This window comes from Streptomyces sp. CNH287 (genome assembly GCF_000424825.1).
In genome coordinates this window covers 566,860-587,393 of the sequence record NZ_KE384251.1, presented here as the reverse complement: position 1 = coordinate 587,393, position 20,534 = coordinate 566,860, and the positions used below count along the sequence as shown (strand labels likewise).

16 protein-coding genes and 1 riboswitch are annotated in these 20,534 nt (G+C 74.2%); of the genes, 8 read left to right on the top strand and 8 right to left on the bottom strand.

All coding sequences use genetic code 11. The features are described 5' to 3' along the window. Nucleotides 1-117 precede the first annotated feature (117 nt). On the bottom strand, nucleotides 118-1,413 hold the full coding sequence (locus H299_RS0126395) for an MFS transporter (protein WP_106965863.1): 1,296 nt from the start codon (nucleotides 1,411-1,413) through the stop codon (nucleotides 118-120). Nucleotides 1,414-1,527: 114 nt separating this feature from the next. Here H299_RS0126395 and H299_RS0126390 point away from each other — a divergent pair, with 114 nt between their 5' ends. Together H299_RS0126390 and H299_RS0126385 are read left to right on the top strand one after the other, a co-directional pair. Continuing rightward, nucleotides 1,528-2,034, top strand: a complete 507-nt coding sequence (locus H299_RS0126390; RefSeq protein ID WP_027750862.1) for a MarR family transcriptional regulator — start codon at nucleotides 1,528-1,530, stop codon at nucleotides 2,032-2,034. Continuing rightward, nucleotides 2,034-2,651: a nucleotidyltransferase domain-containing protein gene (locus H299_RS0126385; RefSeq protein ID WP_027750861.1), complete on the top strand. Its 618-nt coding sequence runs from the start codon at nucleotides 2,034-2,036 to the stop codon at nucleotides 2,649-2,651. Before H299_RS0126390 ends, H299_RS0126385 begins: the two co-directional genes overlap by 1 nt. A gap of 59 nt (nucleotides 2,652-2,710) precedes the next feature. Here H299_RS0126385 and metE read toward each other — a convergent pair whose 3' ends face one another. Then, on the bottom strand, nucleotides 2,711-4,993 hold the full coding sequence (metE, locus tag H299_RS0126380) for a 5-methyltetrahydropteroyltriglutamate--homocysteine S-methyltransferase (protein ID WP_199782512.1): 2,283 nt from the start codon (nucleotides 4,991-4,993) through the stop codon (nucleotides 2,711-2,713). 241 nt (nucleotides 4,994-5,234) lie between these two features. After that, nucleotides 5,235-5,466: riboswitch (cobalamin riboswitch) on the bottom strand. Nucleotides 5,467-5,986: 520 nt separating this feature from the next. Here metE and H299_RS40690 point away from each other — a divergent pair. Further along, nucleotides 5,987-6,121, top strand: a complete 135-nt coding sequence (locus H299_RS40690) for a hypothetical protein (RefSeq protein WP_486587428.1) — start codon at nucleotides 5,987-5,989, stop codon at nucleotides 6,119-6,121. Between the two features lie 63 nt (nucleotides 6,122-6,184). Here the strand turns inward: H299_RS40690 and H299_RS0126370 are convergent, their stop codons facing one another. After that, on the bottom strand, nucleotides 6,185-7,639 hold the full coding sequence (locus H299_RS0126370; protein ID WP_027750859.1) for an aminotransferase-like domain-containing protein: 1,455 nt from the start codon (nucleotides 7,637-7,639) through the stop codon (nucleotides 6,185-6,187). Between the two features lie 265 nt (nucleotides 7,640-7,904). Between H299_RS0126370 and H299_RS0126365 the strand changes: the two genes are divergently transcribed. Next, nucleotides 7,905-8,531: a LysE family translocator gene (locus tag H299_RS0126365; RefSeq protein ID WP_027750858.1), complete on the top strand. Its 627-nt coding sequence runs from the start codon at nucleotides 7,905-7,907 to the stop codon at nucleotides 8,529-8,531. A gap of 58 nt (nucleotides 8,532-8,589) precedes the next feature. Here H299_RS0126365 and H299_RS0126360 read toward each other — a convergent pair whose 3' ends face one another. Together H299_RS0126360 and H299_RS40025 are read right to left on the bottom strand one after the other, a co-directional pair. After that, a complete protein-coding gene (locus tag H299_RS0126360) occupies nucleotides 8,590-9,765 on the bottom strand; it encodes an extracellular solute-binding protein (protein WP_486587427.1) in 1,176 nt (391 codons plus the stop codon). Between the two features lie 358 nt (nucleotides 9,766-10,123). After that, nucleotides 10,124-10,279, bottom strand: coding sequence for a hypothetical protein (locus H299_RS40025; protein ID WP_199782504.1), 156 nt, complete (start codon nucleotides 10,277-10,279; stop codon nucleotides 10,124-10,126). A 138-nt stretch (nucleotides 10,280-10,417) separates the two neighbouring features. Here H299_RS40025 and H299_RS0126350 point away from each other — a divergent pair, with 138 nt between their 5' ends. Together H299_RS0126350 and H299_RS0126345 are read left to right on the top strand one after the other, a co-directional pair. Beyond that, nucleotides 10,418-10,654 carry a DUF397 domain-containing protein gene (locus H299_RS0126350; RefSeq protein ID WP_027750856.1) on the top strand — a complete coding sequence of 79 codons (237 nt, stop codon included), beginning with the start codon at nucleotides 10,418-10,420 and terminating at the stop codon, nucleotides 10,652-10,654. A 257-nt stretch (nucleotides 10,655-10,911) separates the two neighbouring features. Next, nucleotides 10,912-11,820, top strand: a complete 909-nt coding sequence (locus tag H299_RS0126345; RefSeq protein WP_027750855.1) for a Scr1 family TA system antitoxin-like transcriptional regulator — start codon at nucleotides 10,912-10,914, stop codon at nucleotides 11,818-11,820. Between the two features lie 204 nt (nucleotides 11,821-12,024). On the opposite strand, the gene H299_RS0126340 is transcribed toward H299_RS0126345, so the two are convergent. Continuing rightward, nucleotides 12,025-12,837: an SAM-dependent methyltransferase gene (locus tag H299_RS0126340; protein WP_027750854.1), complete on the bottom strand. Its 813-nt coding sequence runs from the start codon at nucleotides 12,835-12,837 to the stop codon at nucleotides 12,025-12,027. 258 nt (nucleotides 12,838-13,095) lie between these two features. Between H299_RS0126340 and H299_RS0126335 the strand changes: the two genes are divergently transcribed. After that, nucleotides 13,096-14,634 carry an ATP-dependent DNA ligase gene (locus H299_RS0126335; protein WP_027750853.1) on the top strand — a complete coding sequence of 513 codons (1,539 nt, stop codon included), beginning with the start codon at nucleotides 13,096-13,098 and terminating at the stop codon, nucleotides 14,632-14,634. A gap of 54 nt (nucleotides 14,635-14,688) precedes the next feature. On the opposite strand, the gene H299_RS0126330 is transcribed toward H299_RS0126335, so the two are convergent. Both H299_RS0126330 and H299_RS0126325 read right to left on the bottom strand, forming a co-directional pair. Further along, nucleotides 14,689-16,533 (bottom strand): hypothetical protein, encoded by a 1,845-nt coding sequence (locus H299_RS0126330; protein WP_051262911.1) that lies wholly within the window; start codon nucleotides 16,531-16,533, stop codon nucleotides 14,689-14,691. A gap of 79 nt (nucleotides 16,534-16,612) precedes the next feature. After that, the gene (locus tag H299_RS0126325; protein WP_027750851.1) at nucleotides 16,613-19,453 is read right to left on the bottom strand and encodes a serine hydrolase; all 2,841 of its coding nucleotides are present in this window, start codon (nucleotides 19,451-19,453) and stop codon (nucleotides 16,613-16,615) included. Nucleotides 19,454-19,682: 229 nt separating this feature from the next. Here H299_RS0126325 and H299_RS36400 point away from each other — a divergent pair, with 229 nt between their 5' ends. Beyond that, a complete protein-coding gene (locus H299_RS36400) occupies nucleotides 19,683-20,495 on the top strand; it encodes a GOLPH3/VPS74 family protein (protein ID WP_078513052.1) in 813 nt (270 codons plus the stop codon). The last annotated feature ends 39 nt before the right edge of the window (nucleotides 20,496-20,534 follow it).

Sequence of the window (20,534 nt, the reverse complement as noted above, 5' to 3'; positions counted from 1 at the left end):
AGCGGGCGCGGCTGGCCGAGCGGATCGCCAACCGCTTCGGCGAGGTCTTCGAGGCCGCACCGGTGCCCGACGCCGCACCCGAGGCCGCACCTGCGGCGTCGGGCGGTGGCGGCCCGGTCAGCCCGTGACCGCCAGCACCGCGACGGCCGGGCCGAAGGCGCCGCCGAGCTGGTAGCAGAGCGAGAACAGGCCGATCGCCGTGGGCCGTTGGGCCGGGGCCGCCGCACCGGCGGCGTACGAGGCGAGCACCGCGTTGCCCGCGACCGCGGCGGCCCCCGCCAGCGCGGCCACCCCCAGCAGCAGCGGTGCCCACGGGGTGAGCAGCGCGGCCAGCGGCGCCAGCGCGCCGAGCGCGATCAGCACGGCCAGCACGGTCGGCCGCCCCAGGCGGGCGGAGGCGGCCGGCAGCAGCCAGCCGAGCACGGAGCCGGCCAGCAGGGCGGCCAGCTGGCCGGTGCCGACGGTGGCGGTGGACCAGCCCGTACGGTCCGCGAGCAGTTCGGGCACGGCGAAGAGCAGCACGAAGTACGAGGTGGACAGGGCGCAGGCGAGCAGCGCCGAGGTGGCGAAGGCGGGCGTACGCACCACGGCGCGGGGGACGAAGCCGTCGAGCCGTGAGCGCGTGTGTGCCAGGAGCAGCAGGCCGAGTACGAGCGCGACGAGCACGGCCGGCACCGGACAGCGCGGGATCAGCACCAGCGCCGAGGCCAGCACGGTCAGCAGCGCGGCACCCCGGGCGTCGAAGCGGCCCCCGGCGGACGGGACTTCGGCGGACGGGGCCCCGGGTGACGGCGCCTGGGCCGGTGCCGCCTCGGGCCGTACGGCGCGCGCGACGGCCGGGACGGCCAGCAGGACGACGGCCGGGACCGCGAGCGCGAGCCGCCACGACGCCGTTTCGCTCAGCCAGGAGCCGAGCAGCGGCCCGGTCGCGCCCAGCACCCCGAAGCCGGAGGTGATCACGCCCATCCGGCGGGCCGTGCCGGCCAGGGTGAGGGCGAGGGTGATCAGCCCCGCACCGCCTGCGGCCTGCGCGGCCCGTCCGGCCAGCGCCAGCGGCAGCCAGGGCGAGACGGCCACCAGCGCCGTGCCCGCCGCCACCAGGGCGGCGCCGAGCCGGAGCGCGGCGGCCGTACCGTGCCGGCGCAGGCGGCCGGCCAGCAGCGGGGTGCTCACCGCCATCGCCCAGGCGAACACGGTGACGAACCAGGTCGCGGTGGCCTTGCCGGTGCCGAGCGAGTGGGCCATGTCGGGAAGGATCAGCACGGGGCTGTTGGCCCCGGCGGCGATCGGCGCCGTCAGCAGCGCCAGCCAGGCGGCGTGGACGCGCCGGGGCGGCGGGGCGGCCCGCGCCGGTCGTGCGGCCGCTGCGGCGGGCGGGGTGGGCAGGGTGGCGGTCGCTCGGGTCTCGCGCACGGCTGGCGGTCCCTTCCTCCAGGGCAGTAATCTCAACGTTGAGATAAAAACAGCTCAGTCTTCTCAACGTCAAGTGTATGAACGTTGAGAGAATGAACTTTGAGAGGAGCCCCGATGGGTGATGCGGTGGACGTGATCGTCGGCCAGTGGACCAAGGAGCGGCCGGAGCTGGCCGACGACCTGTGGCCGGTCCAGGTGATCGGCAGACTCCAGCGGCTCGGGCGCTACCTGGACCGGGAGATGAAGAGCTTCGCCGCCGCACGCGGGCTGGAACTGGGCGAGTTCGACGTCCTCACCACCCTCCAGCGGTCCGGCCCGCCGTACGAGCTGACGGCCGGTGCGCTGCTGAAGGCGTCCATGGTGACCTCCGGGGCGATCACCAACCGCATCGACCGGATGGAGACCAAAGGGCTGGTCGAGCGGGTACGCGACGAAGGCGACCGCCGCACCGTCAAGATCCGCCTCACCGAGCGGGGCAGCGAGTTGATCCTCGCCGTCATGTCCGAGCACCTGGCCAACGAGGCCCGGACGCTGGCGGGGCTGGAGCGGGCGGAGTGCGACCAACTGGCCGACGCCCTCCGCACGTTGCTGGAGTCCCTCGGCGACACCTCGCTCAGCTGATGGCCTCACCCCCGCACCCGCCGCTGGACCGGTGGGACCCCGCGTCCCCGGCCGAGGCCGCCCGCCTCTTCGCCGGGCTGGGCGTCCCCTGGTGGGTGGCGGGCGGCTGGGCCATCGCGCTCGCGGCGGGCCGCCCCGTACGCGAGCACGCCGACCTGGACGTACTGCTGCTGCGGCGCGACCAGCTCGCCGTGCAGCGGGCCCTGCCCGACTGGCGCTGGTGGGCCGCCGACCCGCCCGGCACGCTGCGCCCGTGGGCGCCCGGCGAGACGCTGCCGCACGGGGTGCAGGACATCTGGTGCCAGCCCGGCCCCCGCGCCCCCTGGCGCCTCCAGGTCATGCTGGACGAGGCGGACGGCGGCGCGTGGGTCTCGCACCGCGACCCGCGCGTCCGGCTGCCGCTCGCGGCCGTCGGCCGCACCTCCGGGGAGGGCATCCCCTACCTCGCGCCGGAGGTGCAGCTCTTCTACAAGGCCGGATCGCCCCGGCCCAAGGACGAGCAGGACCTGGCCGCCGCCCTGCCCCTGCTCGACCCGGGCCGGCGGCAGTGGCTCACCGGCACGATCACCCGCACGTACGGCCCGCAGCACCCCTGGCTGGCACGCCTGCGCCCCTGACCGGGCGGGTCCCTGACCGGGCGGGTCCCTGGCCGGACGGGTCCCTGGCCGGGCACTCGTCAGCCCAGGGTGTCCCGGACCTCCCGTGCCGCCGCCACCAGGTTCTCCAGCGAGGCGCGCACCTCCGGCCAGGCACGGGTCTTCAGCCCGCAGTCGGGGTTGGCCCACAGCCGCTCCGCCGGGATCGCGCGCAGCCCCTCGCGCAGCAGCGCGGCCAGTTCGGCCGCCTCGGGCACCCGGGGCGCGTGGATGTCGTACACCCCCGGGCCGACCTCGCGCGGGTAGCCCGCCCTGGCGAGTTCACCGGCGACCTCCATGCGCGAGCGGGCCGCCTCCAGGCTGATGACGTCGGCGTCCAGCGCCTCGATGGCGGCGAGGATCTCACCGAACTCGGCGTAGCACATGTGGGTGTGGATCTGGGTCTCCGCACGGACGCCGCCGGTGGTCAGGCGGAAGGCCTCGGTGGCCCATTCCAGGTAGGCGGGGCGGTCGGCGGCGCGCAGCGGCAGGGTCTCCCGCAGGGCGGGCTCGTCGACCTGGATGACCGAAGTACCCGCCGCCTCCAAGTCGTCGACCTCGTCGCGCAGGGCGAGCGCGACTTGGCGCGCGGTGTCGCCGAGCGGCTGGTCGTCGCGGACGAAGGACCAGGCGAGCATGGTGACGGGCCCGGTGAGCATGCCCTTGACCGGCTTGCCGGTGCGGCTCTGCGCGTAGCGCGTCCAGCGCAGCGTCATGGGCGCGGTGCGGGAGACGTCCCCGGCCAGCACGGGCGGGCGCACGTAGCGGGTGCCGTACGACTGGACCCAGCCGTGCTGGGTGGCCACGTAGCCGGTCAGCCGCTCGGCGAAGTACTGCACCATGTCGTTGCGTTCGGGCTCGCCGTGCACCAGGACGTCCAGCCCGGCCTTCTCCTGGAAGTCCAGCACCTCCTGGATCTCGGCGGCGATCCGCCCGTCGTACGCCGCCTGCCCGATGCGGCCCGCGCGCAGGTCGGCGCGGGCCCGGCGCAGTTCGGCGGTCTGCGGGAAGGAGCCGACGGTGGTGGTCGGTACGCGCGGCAGGCCCAGGCGCGCGCGCTGGGCGACGGCCCGCTCCTCGTAAGGCTCTGCCCGCTTGGCGTCCGAGGGGCGCACGGCCGCACAGCGGGCCCGTACGGCGGGGTCGCGGGTGAGCACGGAGACCGAACGGGCGCTGCGGGCCGCCCGGTTGGCGGCCAGCTGCGGGCCGATGGCCTCGGTGCCCTCGGCCAGCCCGCGTGCCAGCGTGACCACTTCGTCCGTCTTCTGGCGGGCGAAGGCGAGCCAGCGGGCGACCTCCGGGTCCACGCCGTCCTCGAGCGAGGCGTCCAGCGGCACGTGCAGGAGGGAGCAGGAAGGGGCGACGTCCACCCGGGCGGCCAGGCCCAGCAGCGTGGCCAGGGTGGCCAGCGAGCGCTCCAGGTCGTTGATCCAGACGTTGCGGCCGTCGACGACGCCCGCGACCAGCCGCTTGCCCGGCAGGCCGCCGACGGCCGCGAGGTCGTCCAGGTTGGCGGCGGCGGGCCCGGTGAAGTCGAGGGCGAGGCCCTCGACCGGCGCCTGCGCGAGGACGGGCAGCGCCTCGCCGAGCCGGTCGAAGTAGGCGGCGACCAGCAGCCGGGGCCGGTCGGTGAGGCCGCCCAGCTCGCGCAGGACGCGGGCGGCGGCGCCGAGCACGGCGGGCGACTGGTCCTGCACGAGGACCGGCTCGTCCAGCTGCACCCAGGCGGCGCCGGCGGCGCGCAGGTCGGCGAGGACCTCGGCGTAGACGGGGAGCAGCCGGTCCAGCAGGGTCAGCGGCTCGAACCCCGGGTCGACGCCGGGGGCGGGCTTGGCCAGCAGCAGGAAGGTGAGCGGGCCCACCAGCACCGGGCGCGCGGTGTGGCCCTCGGCGCGGGCCTCGGTGAACTCGGCGACGGGCTTGGCGGAGTCGGCCGTGAAGACGGTGCCGGGGCCCAGTTCGGGCACCAGGTAGTGGTAGTTGGTGTCGAACCACTTGGTCATCTCCAGCGGCGGGGTGCGCTGGTCGCCGCGCGCCATCGCGAAGTACCCGCCCAGGGCGTCCGCTTCGACGGCGGCCCGGTGCCGCTCGGGGACGGCGCCCGTCATCACCAGGGTGTCCAGCATGTGGTCGTAGAGCGAGAAGTCGCCGGTGGGGACCTCTTGGATGCCTGCCTCCGCGAGCCGGCGCCGGGTGTCGCGGCGCAGCCGGGCGGCCGTGCCGAGCAGCTCGTCGGCACTGCGCCGCCCCGCCCAGTAGCCCTCGACGGCCTTCTTCAGCTCGCGTCCCGGGCCCTGCCGGGGGTGGCCGTGCAGGGTGGGCAGCGGGCGGTCGTGCGCGGCGGCGGGGTCGGCGTAGGCAGGATCGGCAGGGGCGGAGCCGGTGGTGGCGCCGACGGGGGTGGCGGAACTGTCAGCCACGGAACTCTCCTTCGCGAGTCGCGGTGCGACCCCGGTGCCGCCCGGGAGGCGCGAAGGCAGGACCGGCGGGCGGCACACGAGACCGTGTGCGGCTGCCCGCGCTCCGCCGACCCGCCCTCGAGGTCACCGAGATCACCGCGTACGGGATCGCACGCGGGCAGTGGCAGGTCTTCGGACTCGCGGGCACACCCTGCCGGTCCAGGCCCGGCCGGGCACCTACTGGCCGTCGCTTCCCAGGCCCAGTTCTGCGGCCCAGTGCGCGTGACGCCGTTCGTTCCCACTCACCGCTGCGGGGCAGTCCCGGACTCGCACCGGGTTCCCTCTTGTCGTCGCCACCGCCTGGCGGGCGGGGCGAACCAGCTGCACACCCCACACAATCACAGCGGCGGAGCGGGGTGAAGACGGCATCGGACCGCATCGCGCCCGTACGCGTCCGGACGGTGACGGGGGCGGTACGGAACGGGTGTGCGCGTGTCCGCCAGGGACGCGGAAGCGGACGCTTTCCGGCCCGATTCCGTGACGTTCCCCACGGTCGGCCGCCCCAAGTGCCCCGGCTGTCGCGGCGTCCGCGCAGGCTCTGCCCGGGGCAGTTGCCCCGCGCAAGGGGCGGGCGTGCATGCGTCCACACTTCACTCGTACGGGTGTCATCGCAGCTCGGGGGCGTACGGCTACCCACGGGTATGCGCCGGGTACGCACCGCCTGTGCGCCCGCAGGGGAAAGCGGGCAGGCCGGACGGGAGGCGCAGGGGGCGTATCCGAGGAGTCTTGTCCTGAACGCGGTGGGTGAGATTGCCGCGCTCCTGGCCTAACCTTGACGGTATGTCCCCTACTCCTTCACCCGCGTCGAGGTCGTCGCGGTTACCCGTCGAAGAAGCCAACGCAGCGATCCGCGCGTTCGTGGCAGGCCGCAAGGTATGGACGCCTGCCGACCTCGCGGAGCTGGCGCGGCTGCGGCAGGACTGGATGGACGCGGCCAGCGGCCGGACCGGGGGCCGGCAGCGAAACGCGGACGAGGGTGAGGAGGCGGCGTAGGCCGCCCCTCACCCCCATCCACCGACCCTCATCACCCGCGCCTTTCACCCTCCTCCCTCTCCTTCACAGTTCGTCCCAGGCCGCGCCCAGCCTGCGCACCAGTTCGGTCAGAGTCGGCGGCGGCATCGTGTACGGCACCCGGATGTGGCTCTCGTACGCCCCCTCCGCGTCCATCGTCGCCCCCGGTACGACCTCGACCCCGTGCCGGAGGGCCACCTGCGCGTACACCGCGGCGTCGACGCGGCCCGGCAGCCGTACCCACAGCGCCGAGCCGCCGTCCGGCGTGCGCCACCTCCAGTCCGGCAGGCGTTCGGCGAACAGCCGCTCCAACAGCCCCAGGCGCGCCCGCAGTTCGCCCGCCCGCTCCGCGCGGATCGCGGCGAGCCCCGGCAACAGCCGTGCGGCCAGCGCCTGTTCGAGCACGGGCCCGCCGAGGTCGGCGAGCGTCTTGAGGCGGGCCAGGCGCTCCACCACCTGCTCGGGGCCGCGCACCCAGCCGATACGCAGCCCGCTCCACACGGACTTCGCCAGTGAGCCGACGGTGAGGACCTGCGCGTCCCGCCCGGCGAAGGCGCCGATGGGCGGCGGCTCGGCGACGGTGCCCAGACACGCGTTGTAGGCCAGGTCCTCCACCACCGGGACGCGGTAGCGGGCGGCCAGTTCGGCGACCCGGCGGCGGCGCCCGGCGGACATCAGGGTGCCCGTCGGGTTGTGGTACGTCGGCATGACGAACAGCAGCGCGGGGGCGTGCGCGCGCAGCGCCCGCTCCAGCGCGTCCGGCCGTACGCCGTCCTCGTCCATCGGCACGCCCCGCAGGTGCACGCCCAGCGCCCGGAAGGTGTCCAGGCAGCCCGGCCAGCTGGGCTGCTCCACCACGACCGTGTCCCGCCTGCGCAGGTAGAGCCGGGCGGCCAGCGCCAGCGCCTGGGTGGCGCCCGTGGTCACCAGCACCTGCGCGGGCGTGGTGGGCGTGCCCTCCTCGGTGCAGTGCGCCGCGACGGCCGCGCGCAGGGCGGGCAGGCCGCGCGGGTGGTAGCCGATGTCGCTCAGCAGCGGCTCCAGGTCCGGCCCGTCCGGTGCGGCCAGCTCCAGCAGCGCCGCGCGCACCTGCGGTACGGCCCTTTCGGCGGCGGAGGCCAGCGAGAGGGTGCCGCCGGGGCCGTCCACCAGCCGCTGGACCAGCGAGGTGGCCCGGCCCCCGGGCACCCGGCCGTCGGCGCCGCCCGCGACGGGAGCGCCGCCCGTAGCGTCTCCCGCAGCCGCGTGCGGGCGGGTGGGGGCGACCCGGGTGCCGCTGCCGCGCAGGCTGTCCAGCACGCCGGGACCGCGCAGCTCCTCGTACGCGGTGGCCACGGTGGCCCGGCTCAGCGACAGCGCGGCGGCCAACGCGCGCTCCGACGGCAGCCGTTCGCCCTGCTGGAGATCGCCGCGCCGGACGGCTCGGGCGAGCGCGGCGGCGAGCTTGCGGTAGAGCGGCCCGGGGCCGTGCATCCAGTCGCCGAGGATCGCGGCCAGCACGGCGGGGTCGCCGGGCCCCTCCCGCCCTGGGCGGTCCGCGCGTACCGGCCCGGCGGGTACCGGCCCGGCGGGTTTCGGTCCGGCGCGTTCCGGTCCGGCGCGTTCCGGTCCACTTCGGCCTCCTTTGGCACGGGTGCGCCGCCACCGCCGCGACCAGGCTTGCGCGTGCGGCGCCCGGCACCGCCCGGACCCGCCCCAGCCCACCCCGCCCACCGTGAACGGAGCCACCCATGGACCGTAGACCACCGCCCCCGGAGCGTGGCTGATGCCGGACCCCGCCCGCCTGCTGGCGTTCTGCGCGGCCTCGCTCGCCCTCATTCTGGTGCCCGGACCGAACCTGATCTACATCGTGACGCGCAGCGTCGCCCACGGCCGCCGGGCGGGCATCGTCTCGGCGCTGGGCGTGGAGTCGGCCACGGTGGTGCACCTGGCCGCGACCGTCTTCGGCGTCTCGGCCGTCATCGCCCGCTCCGAGACGGCCTTCGCCACCGTCAAGTACGCCGGCGCCGCCTACCTGCTGGCGCTGGGCGTACGGGCGCTGCGCCAGGGCGGCGGCGCGGCGCTAGCGCAGAGCGCCGGATCAGCGCCGCTGTGGCGGGTCTTCCGCGAGGCGTTCTGGGTGAACCTGCTCAACCCGAAGGTCGCGCTCTTCTTCCTGGCGTTCTTCCCGCAGTTCGTGGACCAGGGCGCGGGCAGCGGCACGGCCCGTACGGAGATGCTGGCGCTCGGCGTCCTCTTCTTCGCCTTGGCCCTCGCCCTGGATCTGGCCTACGCGCTGGCGGGCGGCGCGCTGAGCGGCTGGCTGCACCGCCGCCCGGGGATGCTGGGGCGGCAGCACCTCGCCGTGGGCGGCGTGTACCTGGCGCTGGGCACCCTGGCCGCCCTGGCCTGAACCGGTGCGCCGGGCGGCCGGCGTACCGGCCGCCCGGCGCCGCTCTACTGACAGGGCGTCAGTTCACGGCGTCCTCGGCGGCGTTGGCCCGGCGCTGCATGGAGCCGAGCACCGTCTCCGGGTTGCCGCCCTTGACCACGGCCCGGCCGATGTTGCTCTTCACGCTGCGTACGGTCGCGCCCCAGGACGCCATGCCGACCGGGTAGAACCGGGCTTCCGGCAGCCGGTCGAGGAAGGCCCAGAGCGCCCGGTGCTCCCGGTCCTCGCGCATGATCTCGGAGGCCCCGGCGGTGACCGGTAGCAGCCCGTACCGCTCGGAGTAGTCGACGACGTTCTGCTCGCGGTAGACGTAGTCCAGGAAGGTGCGGATCTCCTCCCGGTTGCCGTTCCGCTTGAACGCCATCATCCAGTCGGCCACGCCCGCCGATCCCTTGGCCGGTCCCGTGCGGCCGGGCAGCGGCGCCGTACCGTAGTCCACGCCGCTCTCCAGCGCGATCCGCATCAGCGAGGAGTTGCCGTTGAGCATGCCGACGTCACCGTCCGCGAAGGCGCTGTACGCGTCCTGGCGGTCGGTCTTGGCCGGGTCCTCACCGGTCAGCCCGGGGGAGACCAGTTCGTCCCGCAGCCAGTTGAAGGTGCGGACGTTCTGCGGGGAGTCGATGTCGTAGGAGCCGCCGTCGGCCGCGTAGCTGCCGCCGTTGCCGACCATCCAGTTGAGCGTCTCTATCTGGGCCTCCTGCGCGCCCAGCGGCAGGCTGTACGGCTTCTTGACGCCCGCCGACTCGAGCGCCTGCGCGGCCTTCCTCAACTCCTTCCAGGTACGCGGCGGTTCCTCCACGCCCGCGGCCTCGAAGAGTTTCTTGTTGTAGAAGAGCGCCTCGGTACTGGCGACGAACGGCAGTCCGTACTGGACGCGCCGCACCGTGCCCGCCTCCGCGAGGGGGCCGACGAAATCACCCTGCGTGGGGGTGGAGAGGACCTCTCCGGCGTTGTAGAGCTTGCCGGTCCGCACGTACTGCGCGAAGGACCCGACGGTCTGGGCGAGATCGGGCTCCTTGCCCTCCTTGACCAGCTCGGCCACGCGGGCGTCGATCTTGGCCCGGCTGTAGACGTCCACCTTCACGTTGATGTCCGGGTTCGCGAACCGGAAGTCCTCGACCAATTTGCTCCAGTAACGCTTGGAGCTGTTCGCCGCGCGGTCGCCGTGCTCGACCGCCACCAGGTGCAGCGTCACGTCACTGCCTCCGGCTTCGCCGTTGCCACAGGCCGTAAGTGAGGAGAGGAGGGCGATCGCCAACCCCGCCGCGACTATCCCCGTTTTCCGTCGCCGCACTGCGCGTACCGCCTCTAAATCGGTGATCCGTTTACGTACCGGAACGGTCACCTCCCGGCACGGGGCGAGTGTGCCGCGACCCGTGCTGTGAGGTCCAGATTACCGGATGTGAGATAGCCCGCTCTCACACCGGACGGGGCGTCATACCCGCCCATAGGCCGTACAACTACCGGCGGTTCACACGGTCTTCACAACGACGAGTGCCCCGGCGCGCATCGCGCCGGGGCACCGGAAGGGCTCAACTGTCAGCCTGGGGAGTTCAGTTCTCCTGCGCTGCCGCAGAGGACTCCGCCAGTTCGCGCAGCCAGGCAGGCTCGCTGGCTATCTCCAGCAGCAGCAGGAGACGGGTGAGCGGGTCTTCCCATTCGGACGGCTGCTCGTCCACCTCCGCCAACGAGCGTGGGGGTGTCGTCATCACGAACTCCGCAACGGGGTCTCGGGGCTGGGCACATACCGTGACTGATCCCCTCCATCATCCTCGGGTGAGCACACGTCTGCAAGTACATCTGCAAGAACAGGTGCAAGCACACTCGACTGTGGGAAGGTGCTCCCCATGCATATCGACCATGGCATGGAAGACCCGCGGCTCGACGGCGTCGTATGGCGTAAGAGCGCGCGGAGCAACCCGAGTGGCAACTGCGTCGAGCTGGCCGAACTGGCCGGTGGTGGGGTGGCCGTGCGCAACTCACGGCACCCTTCGGGCCCGGCGCTCATCTACACACCGGCTGAGATCACCGCCTTCATCCAAGGGGCGAAGGACGGCGACTTCGACGACTTCCTGGACGCCTGAGCGCGTTCGGTCGTACGTTCTCCGTCCACCTCGCACACCATCACACCGATCGCGTCCGCGCCATGTGCCCGCACCCGGCACGTGGCGCGGCCGCGCGTACGCGGCGATCCACGGGCGGGCGTGCGCGCGCCCCGGCGCGCGAGCGAGCCCCTCACGTGCGCTGCTGTACGCCCGCTCGGCCGGGTGCGAGACTGGCGGCCGTACAACGCTGTACAAATTATGGAGACAACTGCGCATTCGGACAGAGGAGATGGGCCATGCCAGCACGACCGGCGCGGACGGAGCAGTCGTCGGTCCGGCGCATTCTCGACCACCCCCGAGGCGGCCCGACCATCCTCCGCATCGTGCTGGGCACCCAGCTGCGGCGCCTGCGCGAGGCCGCGGGCATAACCCGGGAGGCGGCGGGGGAGGCCATCCGCGGCTCGCACGCCAAGATCAGCCGCCTGGAGCTGGGCCGCACCGGCTACAAGGACCGGGACGTCTCCGACCTGCTGATGCTCTACGGCGTCACCGACCCGCGCGAGTGCGCGGAGTTCCTCGCCCTCGCCCAGCAGGCCAGCATCCCCGGCTGGTGGCACCGGTACAACGACGTCCTGCCGCCGTGGTTCGAGCAGCTGCTCGGGCTGGAGGAGGCCGCGTCCGTCATCCGCACCTACGAGGTGCAGTTCGTGCCCGGCCTGCTCCAGACCGAGGCGTACGCCCGCGCCTGCACGCGGCTCGGGCACCCGCGCGCACCCGAGAAGGAGATCGAGCAGCGCGTCCGGCTGCGCATGGCCCGGCAGGAGGTACTGAGCCGTCCGCGCTCGCCGAAGCTGTGGGCCATCGTGGACGAGGCCGCGCTGCGCCGCCCGCTGGGCGCCCCGGAGCTGATGCGGGAGCAGCTGGACCACCTCCTGTGGGCAGCGGCCCAGCCCCATATCACCCTCCAGGTCGCGCCGTTCGCCATCGGCGGGCTCGCGGCGGCGGGCGGGCCGGTGACGATACTGCGCTTCCTCGAACCGGACCTGCCGGACATCGTCTACCTCGAACAGCTCACCACCGCGCTCTACCTCGACAAGCAGGACGAGGTGGAGAACTACATGGTGGTGATGGACCGGCTCTCGGCGACCGCCGAACCCCCGGCCAAGACCATGGAGTTCCTCAAGGACATGCGCGACCAGCTCTGAACCGGCCCGCCGCGCCCCAGCCGCAGGCGGGGCGCCGGCCTAGGGCCTGTCTGGCAATTCGTGTCGGATCAGGCCGGGTCGTCCGGTGCGTGCGATCGGCGTGTGGCAGGAGCGCCCTCGTAGCGGAGCTACTCGGGCGTTTCTGCCGTGCGCCGAGCGTGCGTGCCGGGCGGGCCGGACCCGGCGGGAATTGCCAGACAGACCCTAGGGCTTGCGGGCGACGCCGCCGAACTCGTACCACTCGTCGGTCTGCTGGCGGGGGAAGACCTCGGTGTCCGGCCGCCAGTCGTCGATACGGCCCAGGCCCGGCTCCAGCACCTCGAGCCCCTCGAAGTACCGCTCGACCTCGTGCGCCTCGCGGACACGGCCCCAACGGCCCTGCGTGCTGCGGTCCATGAACTCCGTGACGAAGTCACGCGTGGCGCGGTCCTCGCTGACCAGCTGGTTGACGACGACGAAGCTGCCCGAGGGCAGGCGGCCGACGACCTCGCGCAGCAGCTCCTGCGGACCCGGGTCCGGGATGCAGTGCATGACGGACACGAACAGCGCGGCCACCGGCTGGTCGAGGTCTATCAGCCGCTGCACGTCCTCGTTCGCGAAGATGGCCCCGGTGTCCCGCATGTCGGCCTGGATGACCGTCGTCCGCTCGTCCTCCTGGAGCAGCGCCCGGCCGTGCGCGAGCACGATCGGATCGTTGTCCACGTACACCACGTGCGTGCGCGGGTCGACGTGCTGGGCGACCTGGTGCACGTTGTCCTGCGTCGGCAGACCTGAGCCGTGGTCCAGGAACTGGCGTATACCGAAGTCCTCCGCCAGCCTGCGCACCACGCGGCGCAGGAACCGCCGGTTGTTGAGCGCCAGCGCCCGCGTGCTCGGCACCACCTCGTCCAACTCGGCCACCGCTTCGCGGTCCACCGCGTAGTTGTCCTTGCCCCCGAGATAGAAGTCGTACATACGGGCCACGCTCGGCGTGGTCACATCGACTTCCGGCCGCTCCGCCTCGTTCTTCTGCGGCATGATGACCCCACTCTTCCGCGCACCCGGCGCTTCGACACGCGCCCTGCCACGGAATCGGGCACGCCGTTGTCCCCGCGCGCTGTCCGTAGTCGCGCCGTCGCGGAGAATCATTCCACGCCAGGTCGCCGTGACGCCACGTCAGAGCGAAATCCGCCGGAGATCACCGCGGCCTCCTCCGGCCGCTCCGTCCGACCCGCCGCGCCCCCACGCGCCCCGCCCCGACGCGCGCCCGTGCACGCACTGCGCCACGATGGAGCCATGCTGCTGGCCACCGTCGCCCAGACCTCGCTCGAGGTCGCGGCTGCCTCCGCGCGCCGGGAGAAGGTCGCCCTTCTCGCCCGCCTCTTCCGCGCCGCCGCCCCCGAGGAGGCCCCGCTCGCCATCACCTACCTCGCCGGACGGCTCCCGCAGCGCCGCGTCGGCGTCGGCTGGCGTGCCCTGGTGGAGCGCCCCGCCCCCGCCGCCACCGCACGGCTCACCCTCGCCGAGGTCGACGCCGCCCTCACCGCCCTGGGCGCGGTCTCCGGCAAGGGCGCCCAGACCGAGCGCGCCCGGCTGCTGCGCGAGCTGCTGGGCGCGGCCACCGGGACGGAGCAGGACTTCCTGGTCCGGCTGCTCGGCGGCGAGCTGCGCCAGGGCGCGCTGGACGCGGTGGCCGTCGAGGGCCTCGCCGCGGCCTCCGGTGCCCCGGCGGACGACGTACGGCACGCCGTCATGCTCAGCGGCTCGCTCGGCACCGTCGCCCGCACCCTGCTCGCCGAGGGCCCCGCCGCGCTCGGCGCCTTCCAGCTGGAGGTAGGCACCCCCGTACTGCCCATGCTGGCCCGCAGCGCGAAGGACGTGGACGAGGCGCTGGACCGGCTCGGGCCGTGCTCCGTCGACGAGAAGCTGGACGGCATCCGCGTCCAGGTGCACCTGGACGGCGACGGCGTACGGATCTACACCCGCACCCTGGAGGAGATCACCGACCGCCTCCCCGAGGTCGCCGAGGCCGCCGCACGGGTCGCCGCCGTCGGCGCCGTGCTGGACGGCGAGGTGATCGCCCTGGGCCCGGACGGCCGCGCGCGCCCGTTCCAGGAGACCTCCTCGCGGGTGGGCTCGCGGCTCGACGTCGCCGGGGCCCAGGCGACGCTGCCCCTCTCCCCCGCCTTCTTCGACCTGCTCGCCGTGGACGGCCGCGACCTGCTCGCCCTGCCCGCCGCCGAGCGGCACGCGGAGCTGGTACGGGTGACGCCCCAGGAGCTGCGGGTGCGCCGTATCGAGGCCGCGCACCCGGAGCAGCCCGCCGTACGGCGCGCGGTCCGCGCGTTCGCCGAGGAGGCGGTGGCGCGCGGGCAGGAGGGCGTCGTGCTCAAGGCGCTCGACTCGCCGTACAGCGCGGGCCGGCGCGGCGCGTCCTGGATCAAGGTCAAGCCCGTGCACACCCTCGACCTCGTCGTCCTGGCTGCCGAGTGGGGCCACGGGCGGCGCACCGGCAAGCTGTCGAACCTGCACCTCGGCGCCCGCCGGGCGGACGGCTCGTACGCCATGCTGGGCAAGACCTTCAAGGGCCTGACGGACGCGCTGCTGGCCTGGCAGACCGAGCGCCTCCAGCGGCTCGCGGTGCGTACCGAGCCGTGGGGGGTGGTCGTACGGCCGGAGCTGGTCGTGGAGGTGGCGTTCGACGGAGTCCAGCGCTCCACGCGCTACCCGGCGGGGGTGACGCTGCGGTTCGCGCGCGTCGTCCGCTTCCGTGAGGACAAGGCGGCGGCGGCGGCGGACACCGTGGAGGCGGTGGCCGCCGCGCTCCCGTCCTGACGCCGGGGCGGCGGCCACGGGCCACCGGCCCGCCACCGCCCCGCGCGGGCGGCCTCAGTCGTCCGTCTGCTCCGGGCACGGCGTCCCGCGCGGCAGCCGGTACGGCGCCGCCAGCCGGTAGGTGCCCGCGCGCGGCGCGTCCAGGACCGTCCACTCGTCGGTCAGCGGCTCCTGCTCGTCGCCCTCGCCGTCCCCCGACCCGCCGCCGTCGTCGGGCACCCGGGTGGGCTCGCTCAGCATCGGTTCGGCCGGGCGCAGGCAGCCGTTGCGGTTGTCCTCCATGCGCTCCGGTGGCCGGAGCCGCTCGCCGTCCTCGTTGACCAGGCCCAGCCAGGGCGACCAGGGGACGCGTACGAGCACCTCGCCCGCGCGCTGCACCTCGACGGTCACCCCGCCCGCCTCGGCCCGCGCGTCGTGCGCGGGCGGCGAGGCCAGGGGCGTCGGGTCCATGACGCGGTACAGCTCCCAGTTCGCGTCGGACCAGATCTTGCGCAGGAAGGGCTGGCCGGAACGTACTATCCGCGCCTCGTCCCGCGCCGCGATGTCCGGTTCGTCCGAGGAGAGCACGACGAACCGCACCGCCCAGCGCCGCAGCCACTCGTGGTAGCGCTCCGGGGTCAGCTTGCCCTCCTCGTAGAAGAGGGGGTTGCGCCCGGTGTCGGCCTGGCGGCTCCAGCCGCGCGCCAGGTTCACGTACGGGGCGATGGCCGACGCCTCGCGGTGGCTCTCCACCGGGACCACCTCCACCCGGCCCCGGTCCGCGTCCTGCTTCTTCAGCTGGTGCACCAGCGGCGCCAGGTCGTGGGCCCAGGCGGCTTCCGGGGTCGTGTGGACGACGTCCCAGGCGGGCTTGCCGAGCTGGAAGCCCAGCGCCAGCACCAGCGCGGTGACCAGCATGGCCTGCCGCCGCCGCGACTCCCTGCGCACCGTGGGGATCAGGGCGACCAGCACCACGCTGGCGAACATCAGCCCCAGCCGCTCGACGTTCAGGCCGACCTGCGAGGGGATCGCCCACGTCAGCACCACGCCCAGGATGTAGATCTCGGCACAGCGCCGGACCATCCACCAGTCCGCCGGTGCCAGCAGCCGCACCGCGATCGAGGTGACCAGCGGGAAGAACACCGACACCCAGGGCATCGGCATCTCGCCCGAGAACGGGAAGAGCAGCGAACTGAGGCCCACCATTATCGGCGGCGGCAGGCCGATCGCCCCGGCCACCCACCACCGCTTGCGCAGCAGCAGCGCGGCGGCCACCACGACCAGGAACAGCCCCGAGACCGGGCTGCCCGCCGTCGCGAGCGCCGACATCAGCCCGACCAGCACCCCGCGCAGCAGCGGCCGACGCCCCCAGCTGCGGCGGGGCCAGGCCCACACCAGCGCGAGGGCGGCCAGCGCGAAGAGCGTGCCCAGGGCGTAGGTGACCCGGCCGGAGGCGGCGTTGCAGGCGAAGGTCAGCGCGCCGCACAGCGCGGGCACCAGCGGGCGCCGCAGCACGCCCGAGCGGACGAGGATCAGTGCCAGCACCCCTGCCGAGAGCACCCCGGAGAGGATCAGCACCGGACGCACGCCCAGCACCGCCATCAGGTACGGCGAGATCACGCTGTACGAGACCGGGTGCATGCCGCCGTACCAGGCCAGGTTGTAGGCGGAGTCCGGGTGGCGCCCGACGAACTCCGCCCAGGCGTCCTGGGCCGCGAGGTCGCCGCCGCCGCTCGCGATCAGCCACAGCCACAGCAGGTGCAGGACCGAGCCGAGCAGCATGGCGGCGAGGACCGGGAACCACCAGGCGTCCCGGTAGGGGCGTCTGGGTGAGGGCGCGGCGGCGCCGGCGGCGGCGCCGCCTATGTCGCCGTCGCCGTCGGCATCCGCCTCCCGCGCGCGCACCCGCGGCGGTCGCATGGTCGTCACTGCGCCCTCTTCTCCCCCCGGGGCCCCGTTGCCTCGAGCCAGGCTATCGACAACGGGGACCAGGCACGATTCACGTAATCCGGGTCACCTTGTTCCCGAAGCCCGGCTCCACGAGGTCATCCTGGAGCGCCACCGGGACCTTCACCTGACCGGGTCCGTCGCCGACGGTCAGAGTGCCCACCTTCTCACCAGCCTCCCCCGTTCGGGGAACGCCTTTCTTTCCCTCCTCCAGCGCGAGCTTCACGCGCAGCCCCGTCCAGCCGACCGCGGTGACGTCCTTGGTGGCGATCACCGGCGTCTTGCCGCCGAACCCGTCGTCCACCTGACCGACGACATCGCCCTTCTTGACGACCTTCCGCGCGGAGAGCGTCTTGCCCGCCGCGATCAGCAGTTCCTGGCTGGCCGCGTTGACCGTGTCGATGATCGGCGGCGCGTGCTGGCCGAGGACCGCGCCGACGATCAGCTGCGTGGTGCCGCCGATCTCCTTGCGGCCCGCGAAGAGCAGGTTGCCGCCGGCCTTGGTCGTGCTGCCCGGCTTGACGCCGATCGCCCCGTTGTAGGGGACCAGGGTGTTGTAGTTGCGCCACTGCTTGCCGGACGGGTCGGTCCAGGAGGGCAGCTTGGTGATCTCCACCAGGGACTCCATCTCCATCGCCTTCTTGCCCAGCTTCACCTGGTCCACGGCGGTGCTGACGGTGGTGTCCTCCAGGCCGCTGGGGTCGGTGTAGGTGGTGTCCTCCATCCCCAGCTCCTCGGCCGTCGCGTTCATCTCCTCAACGAACTTCTCCTGCGAGCCGTCGCTGTGCCAGCGGGCCAGCAGGCGGGCGATGTTGTTCGCAGAAGGGATCATCACGGCGGAGACGGCGTCCCGGAGCGACAGCTCGTCGCCCTCCTTGACGGTGTCCAGCACGGACTCGTTGCCGTTGCCCTCACCGAGGCGGCCGTCCTCCTCCGCCTTCTTGTCGACCGGGACGGGCGGCCCCGGCTCGTTCGCCGCCAGCTTGTGCTTCTTGAGGATGACGTAGACCGTCATGGTCTTGGCCACACTGCCGATCGGCACGGGCTGCTGCTTGCCGTGCGTACCGAGCGAGCCCAGCCCCGAGACCTCGACGTGCGCCTGCCCCTCACCCGGCCACGGCAGCGACGGCTTCGCGCCGTCGAAGGTGTACGAGGCGGACGCGGTCATCGCCAGCGACGTGTCCGGCAGCGGACGCACCATCTGGGCGATCACGAACGCAACCGCGAGCAACAGGACCAGCGGGGTCCAGATCTTGACCCGGCGGACGACCGTGCGCAGCGGCGTCTCGCGCGGCGCGGGCTTGTTCGTGAGCTGCGCCAGCAGGTCCAGCGGGGGCGGGTCGGGGGCGGGCTGCGAAAGGGTGGGCGGCAGCACCTGGGGCGGCGCGTCCGGGGCGCCAGGGGCTTCCGGGGCGGCGGCTGCGGCGGCGCCGTCCGTACGGGCCGCCTCACCGGCGGGCGCGGGGGCACGCGGGGGCGCGGTGGGGCGGGGCGGGCCGTCGGCGGACTTGAGCGGTATGAACTGGCTGGTGCGCTCCGCCTCGCCCTCCGGGGCCGGGAGCGGCGTGGCCGGAGGGGTCGCGGGGGCGGCCGGGGCCGACGCGTCGCGGACCTTCTTCGGTACGCGGATGGCCGTCGTCGGGTGATCCACGGCTTTCGCGTCGGCGGCGCCCGCACCGGCCGCGCCGGTGTCGGCGGCGTCGGGCTGCGCGCTCTCCGGCGTCGCCGGTACGTCCGCGCCGTCGGTACCAGCGCCCGCGGGCTGCGCGCTCTCCGGTGCGTCCGGTGTGCCCGTGCCGCCGGTGCCGGTCGCGGACGGCGGTGTCGCGGGCTTCCTGCCGCCCCGGGACGCCTGCGTGCCGGACGCCCCGGCCTTCTTCGCGACGGGACGGGCGGTCTTCTTGGCCGCCCCTTCGGCGGTCTTGCTCTTCGGCTGCGCCCGCTTGCGCCCACTCGCCGCAGGCGCCTCGGCCGGGCCGTCCGGCGTCCCCGCGTCAACGTCCGCGGCTCCGTCCGCGGCTCCGTCCGCCGCGCCGCCCGCTGCCGGCCCGGAAGCCGCCGCCTTGGGGCCCGGCTTCCGGGCCGCCTTCTTGGCGGCCTTGCGCGCCGGTTCGCCGGAGCCGCCGCGCGTGCCCGTCTTCCCGGCCGGTGCGGACGCCTCCGGTCCGGTCTCTCGCCCGGCCGCCGCGTCAGCGTCCGGCTCCGTCGCATCCGGCTCCGTCGCATCCGGCTCCGTCGCGCCCGGCTCCGCGGCGCCCTTCGCGCCCCGCTTCCGCGCGGCGGCGCCCGTACCCGAGGAGCCGGGACCGGAACCGGTGTCCTTCGCCAGTGCGGGCCCGGCGTCCGGGCCGTCCGCGGCAGAGCCGTCCGGGTCCGGGCCGTCCGGGCTTCGCGGGCTGCCGAAGTACGCGTTGGTCAGCAGTTCGGCGCGCTGCTGGGCCGCGGCCTCGGGGTCGTCCTCCTCGGCCGCCTCGTCCGGGCGCAGCACCCCGAACATGGCGGTGGGGTTGTCCACCTTCGGTGCGGTGGGGCGCGCGGCGGGCTCGGCGGGCGGCTGCTCCGCGTCGTCCCCGTCCGTGGAGACCCAGGCGGCGATCGCGGCGCGCAGCCGCGCGTCACCGCCCTCCGCAGCGCCCCCCGCACCGGCTTCCGGCTCCTGCCCCGGCTCCCCTTCCGGTGCCGGGCCGGACGACGGGTCCGCCCCGTCCGCCGGGAGGTCCTGCCCGTCCGCCGCGCCGGACTCGCCACCCGCCGCGACCCGTGGGTCCACCCGTGCCGCCGGACCGGCCGCCGCGCCGTCCCGCTCCTCCTCGGGGGGAACCACCGGGGTGTCCTCCGTCGTCTTCCCCGACGACCTCTCCTGTTTCGACCCGTCGGGGGACTCGCCCGCCACCGATGCCTCCTGTGCTCGCCGCTCGCCGTATCAGTTAACAGTCTCCCGGGACCGCTTCCGTTCCGCCGCGATCCCGCTCCCCGAGGCCCGTCCGCGGACCGTCTGGTGCCCTCCCACCCGCCAGACGACGACGACATACCTACTGGTTCCCGCACATTCCGACCAGGCGCTCTCGACAGACCATTGTGAGAGGGGTCACCCTGTCATTCATCCACGCGGGGAGGCATGGATGGGCAGGAGCCGCAGAACAATCCCGGAGGAGCTGCTGCTGCTGGCACTGGACCCGGCCACGGGTACCACTGCACAGCCGCAGTCGCTCGACCTCGGCCTGGCCGGGGCACAGCTAGTAGAGCTGGCTCTGGCAGGACGGATAGCCCCAGACGGGGATCGTATCGCCGTGGTGATGCCACGGCCGACAGGAGATCCAACCCTGGACTCCGCACTGGAGCTGTTGCGCAGGCGCGGCAGCCCGGTGCGAGCGGTCCACTGGATAGGCGGGCCCCGGCTGGGGCTGCGCCAGACCTACCTCACGCACCTGGAGCGGTGCGGCATGGTGCATGCCGTATCGGGCCAGATGTGCGGGGTGCTGCCGACGACGCGCTACCAGGCGTCGGAGTCGGCGGTCAGCCGGGAGATCAGGACCCGGCTGGACAGCGCGATCCGCACCGGCGTGCCGCCGGACCCGCGGACGGCGGCGCTCGCCGCGCTGGCCCACGCGGTCGGCCTCGGCAAGCACCTCTATCCGGGGAACGAAGGGCGCTCGTGTCGCTCGCGCCTGCGCGACCTCATCAGGCACGACCCGATGGGCGGCCTCGTCGCACACGCCGTGATGGATGTGCAGAACGGCGCGGCGGCGCAGCCACGCCGCGCGCCGGGCGGTGGCGGCGGCGGTCCGGGCACCCCACGTGGTGGCGCGGTCATGCCGGCGGGAGCGGCCTCGGTGGCGGCTCAGGCGCAGCGCGCGCAGCCGCCGCGGCCGGCAGCGGACCAGGCGCGTCATCCGGCGCCGCTGGGCGGCCGGCTGGCGGCTCGCGCCAGCTGAACGGGCGGCGTCGGCCGAGCCGGCGCTCGCGCGGGGCGT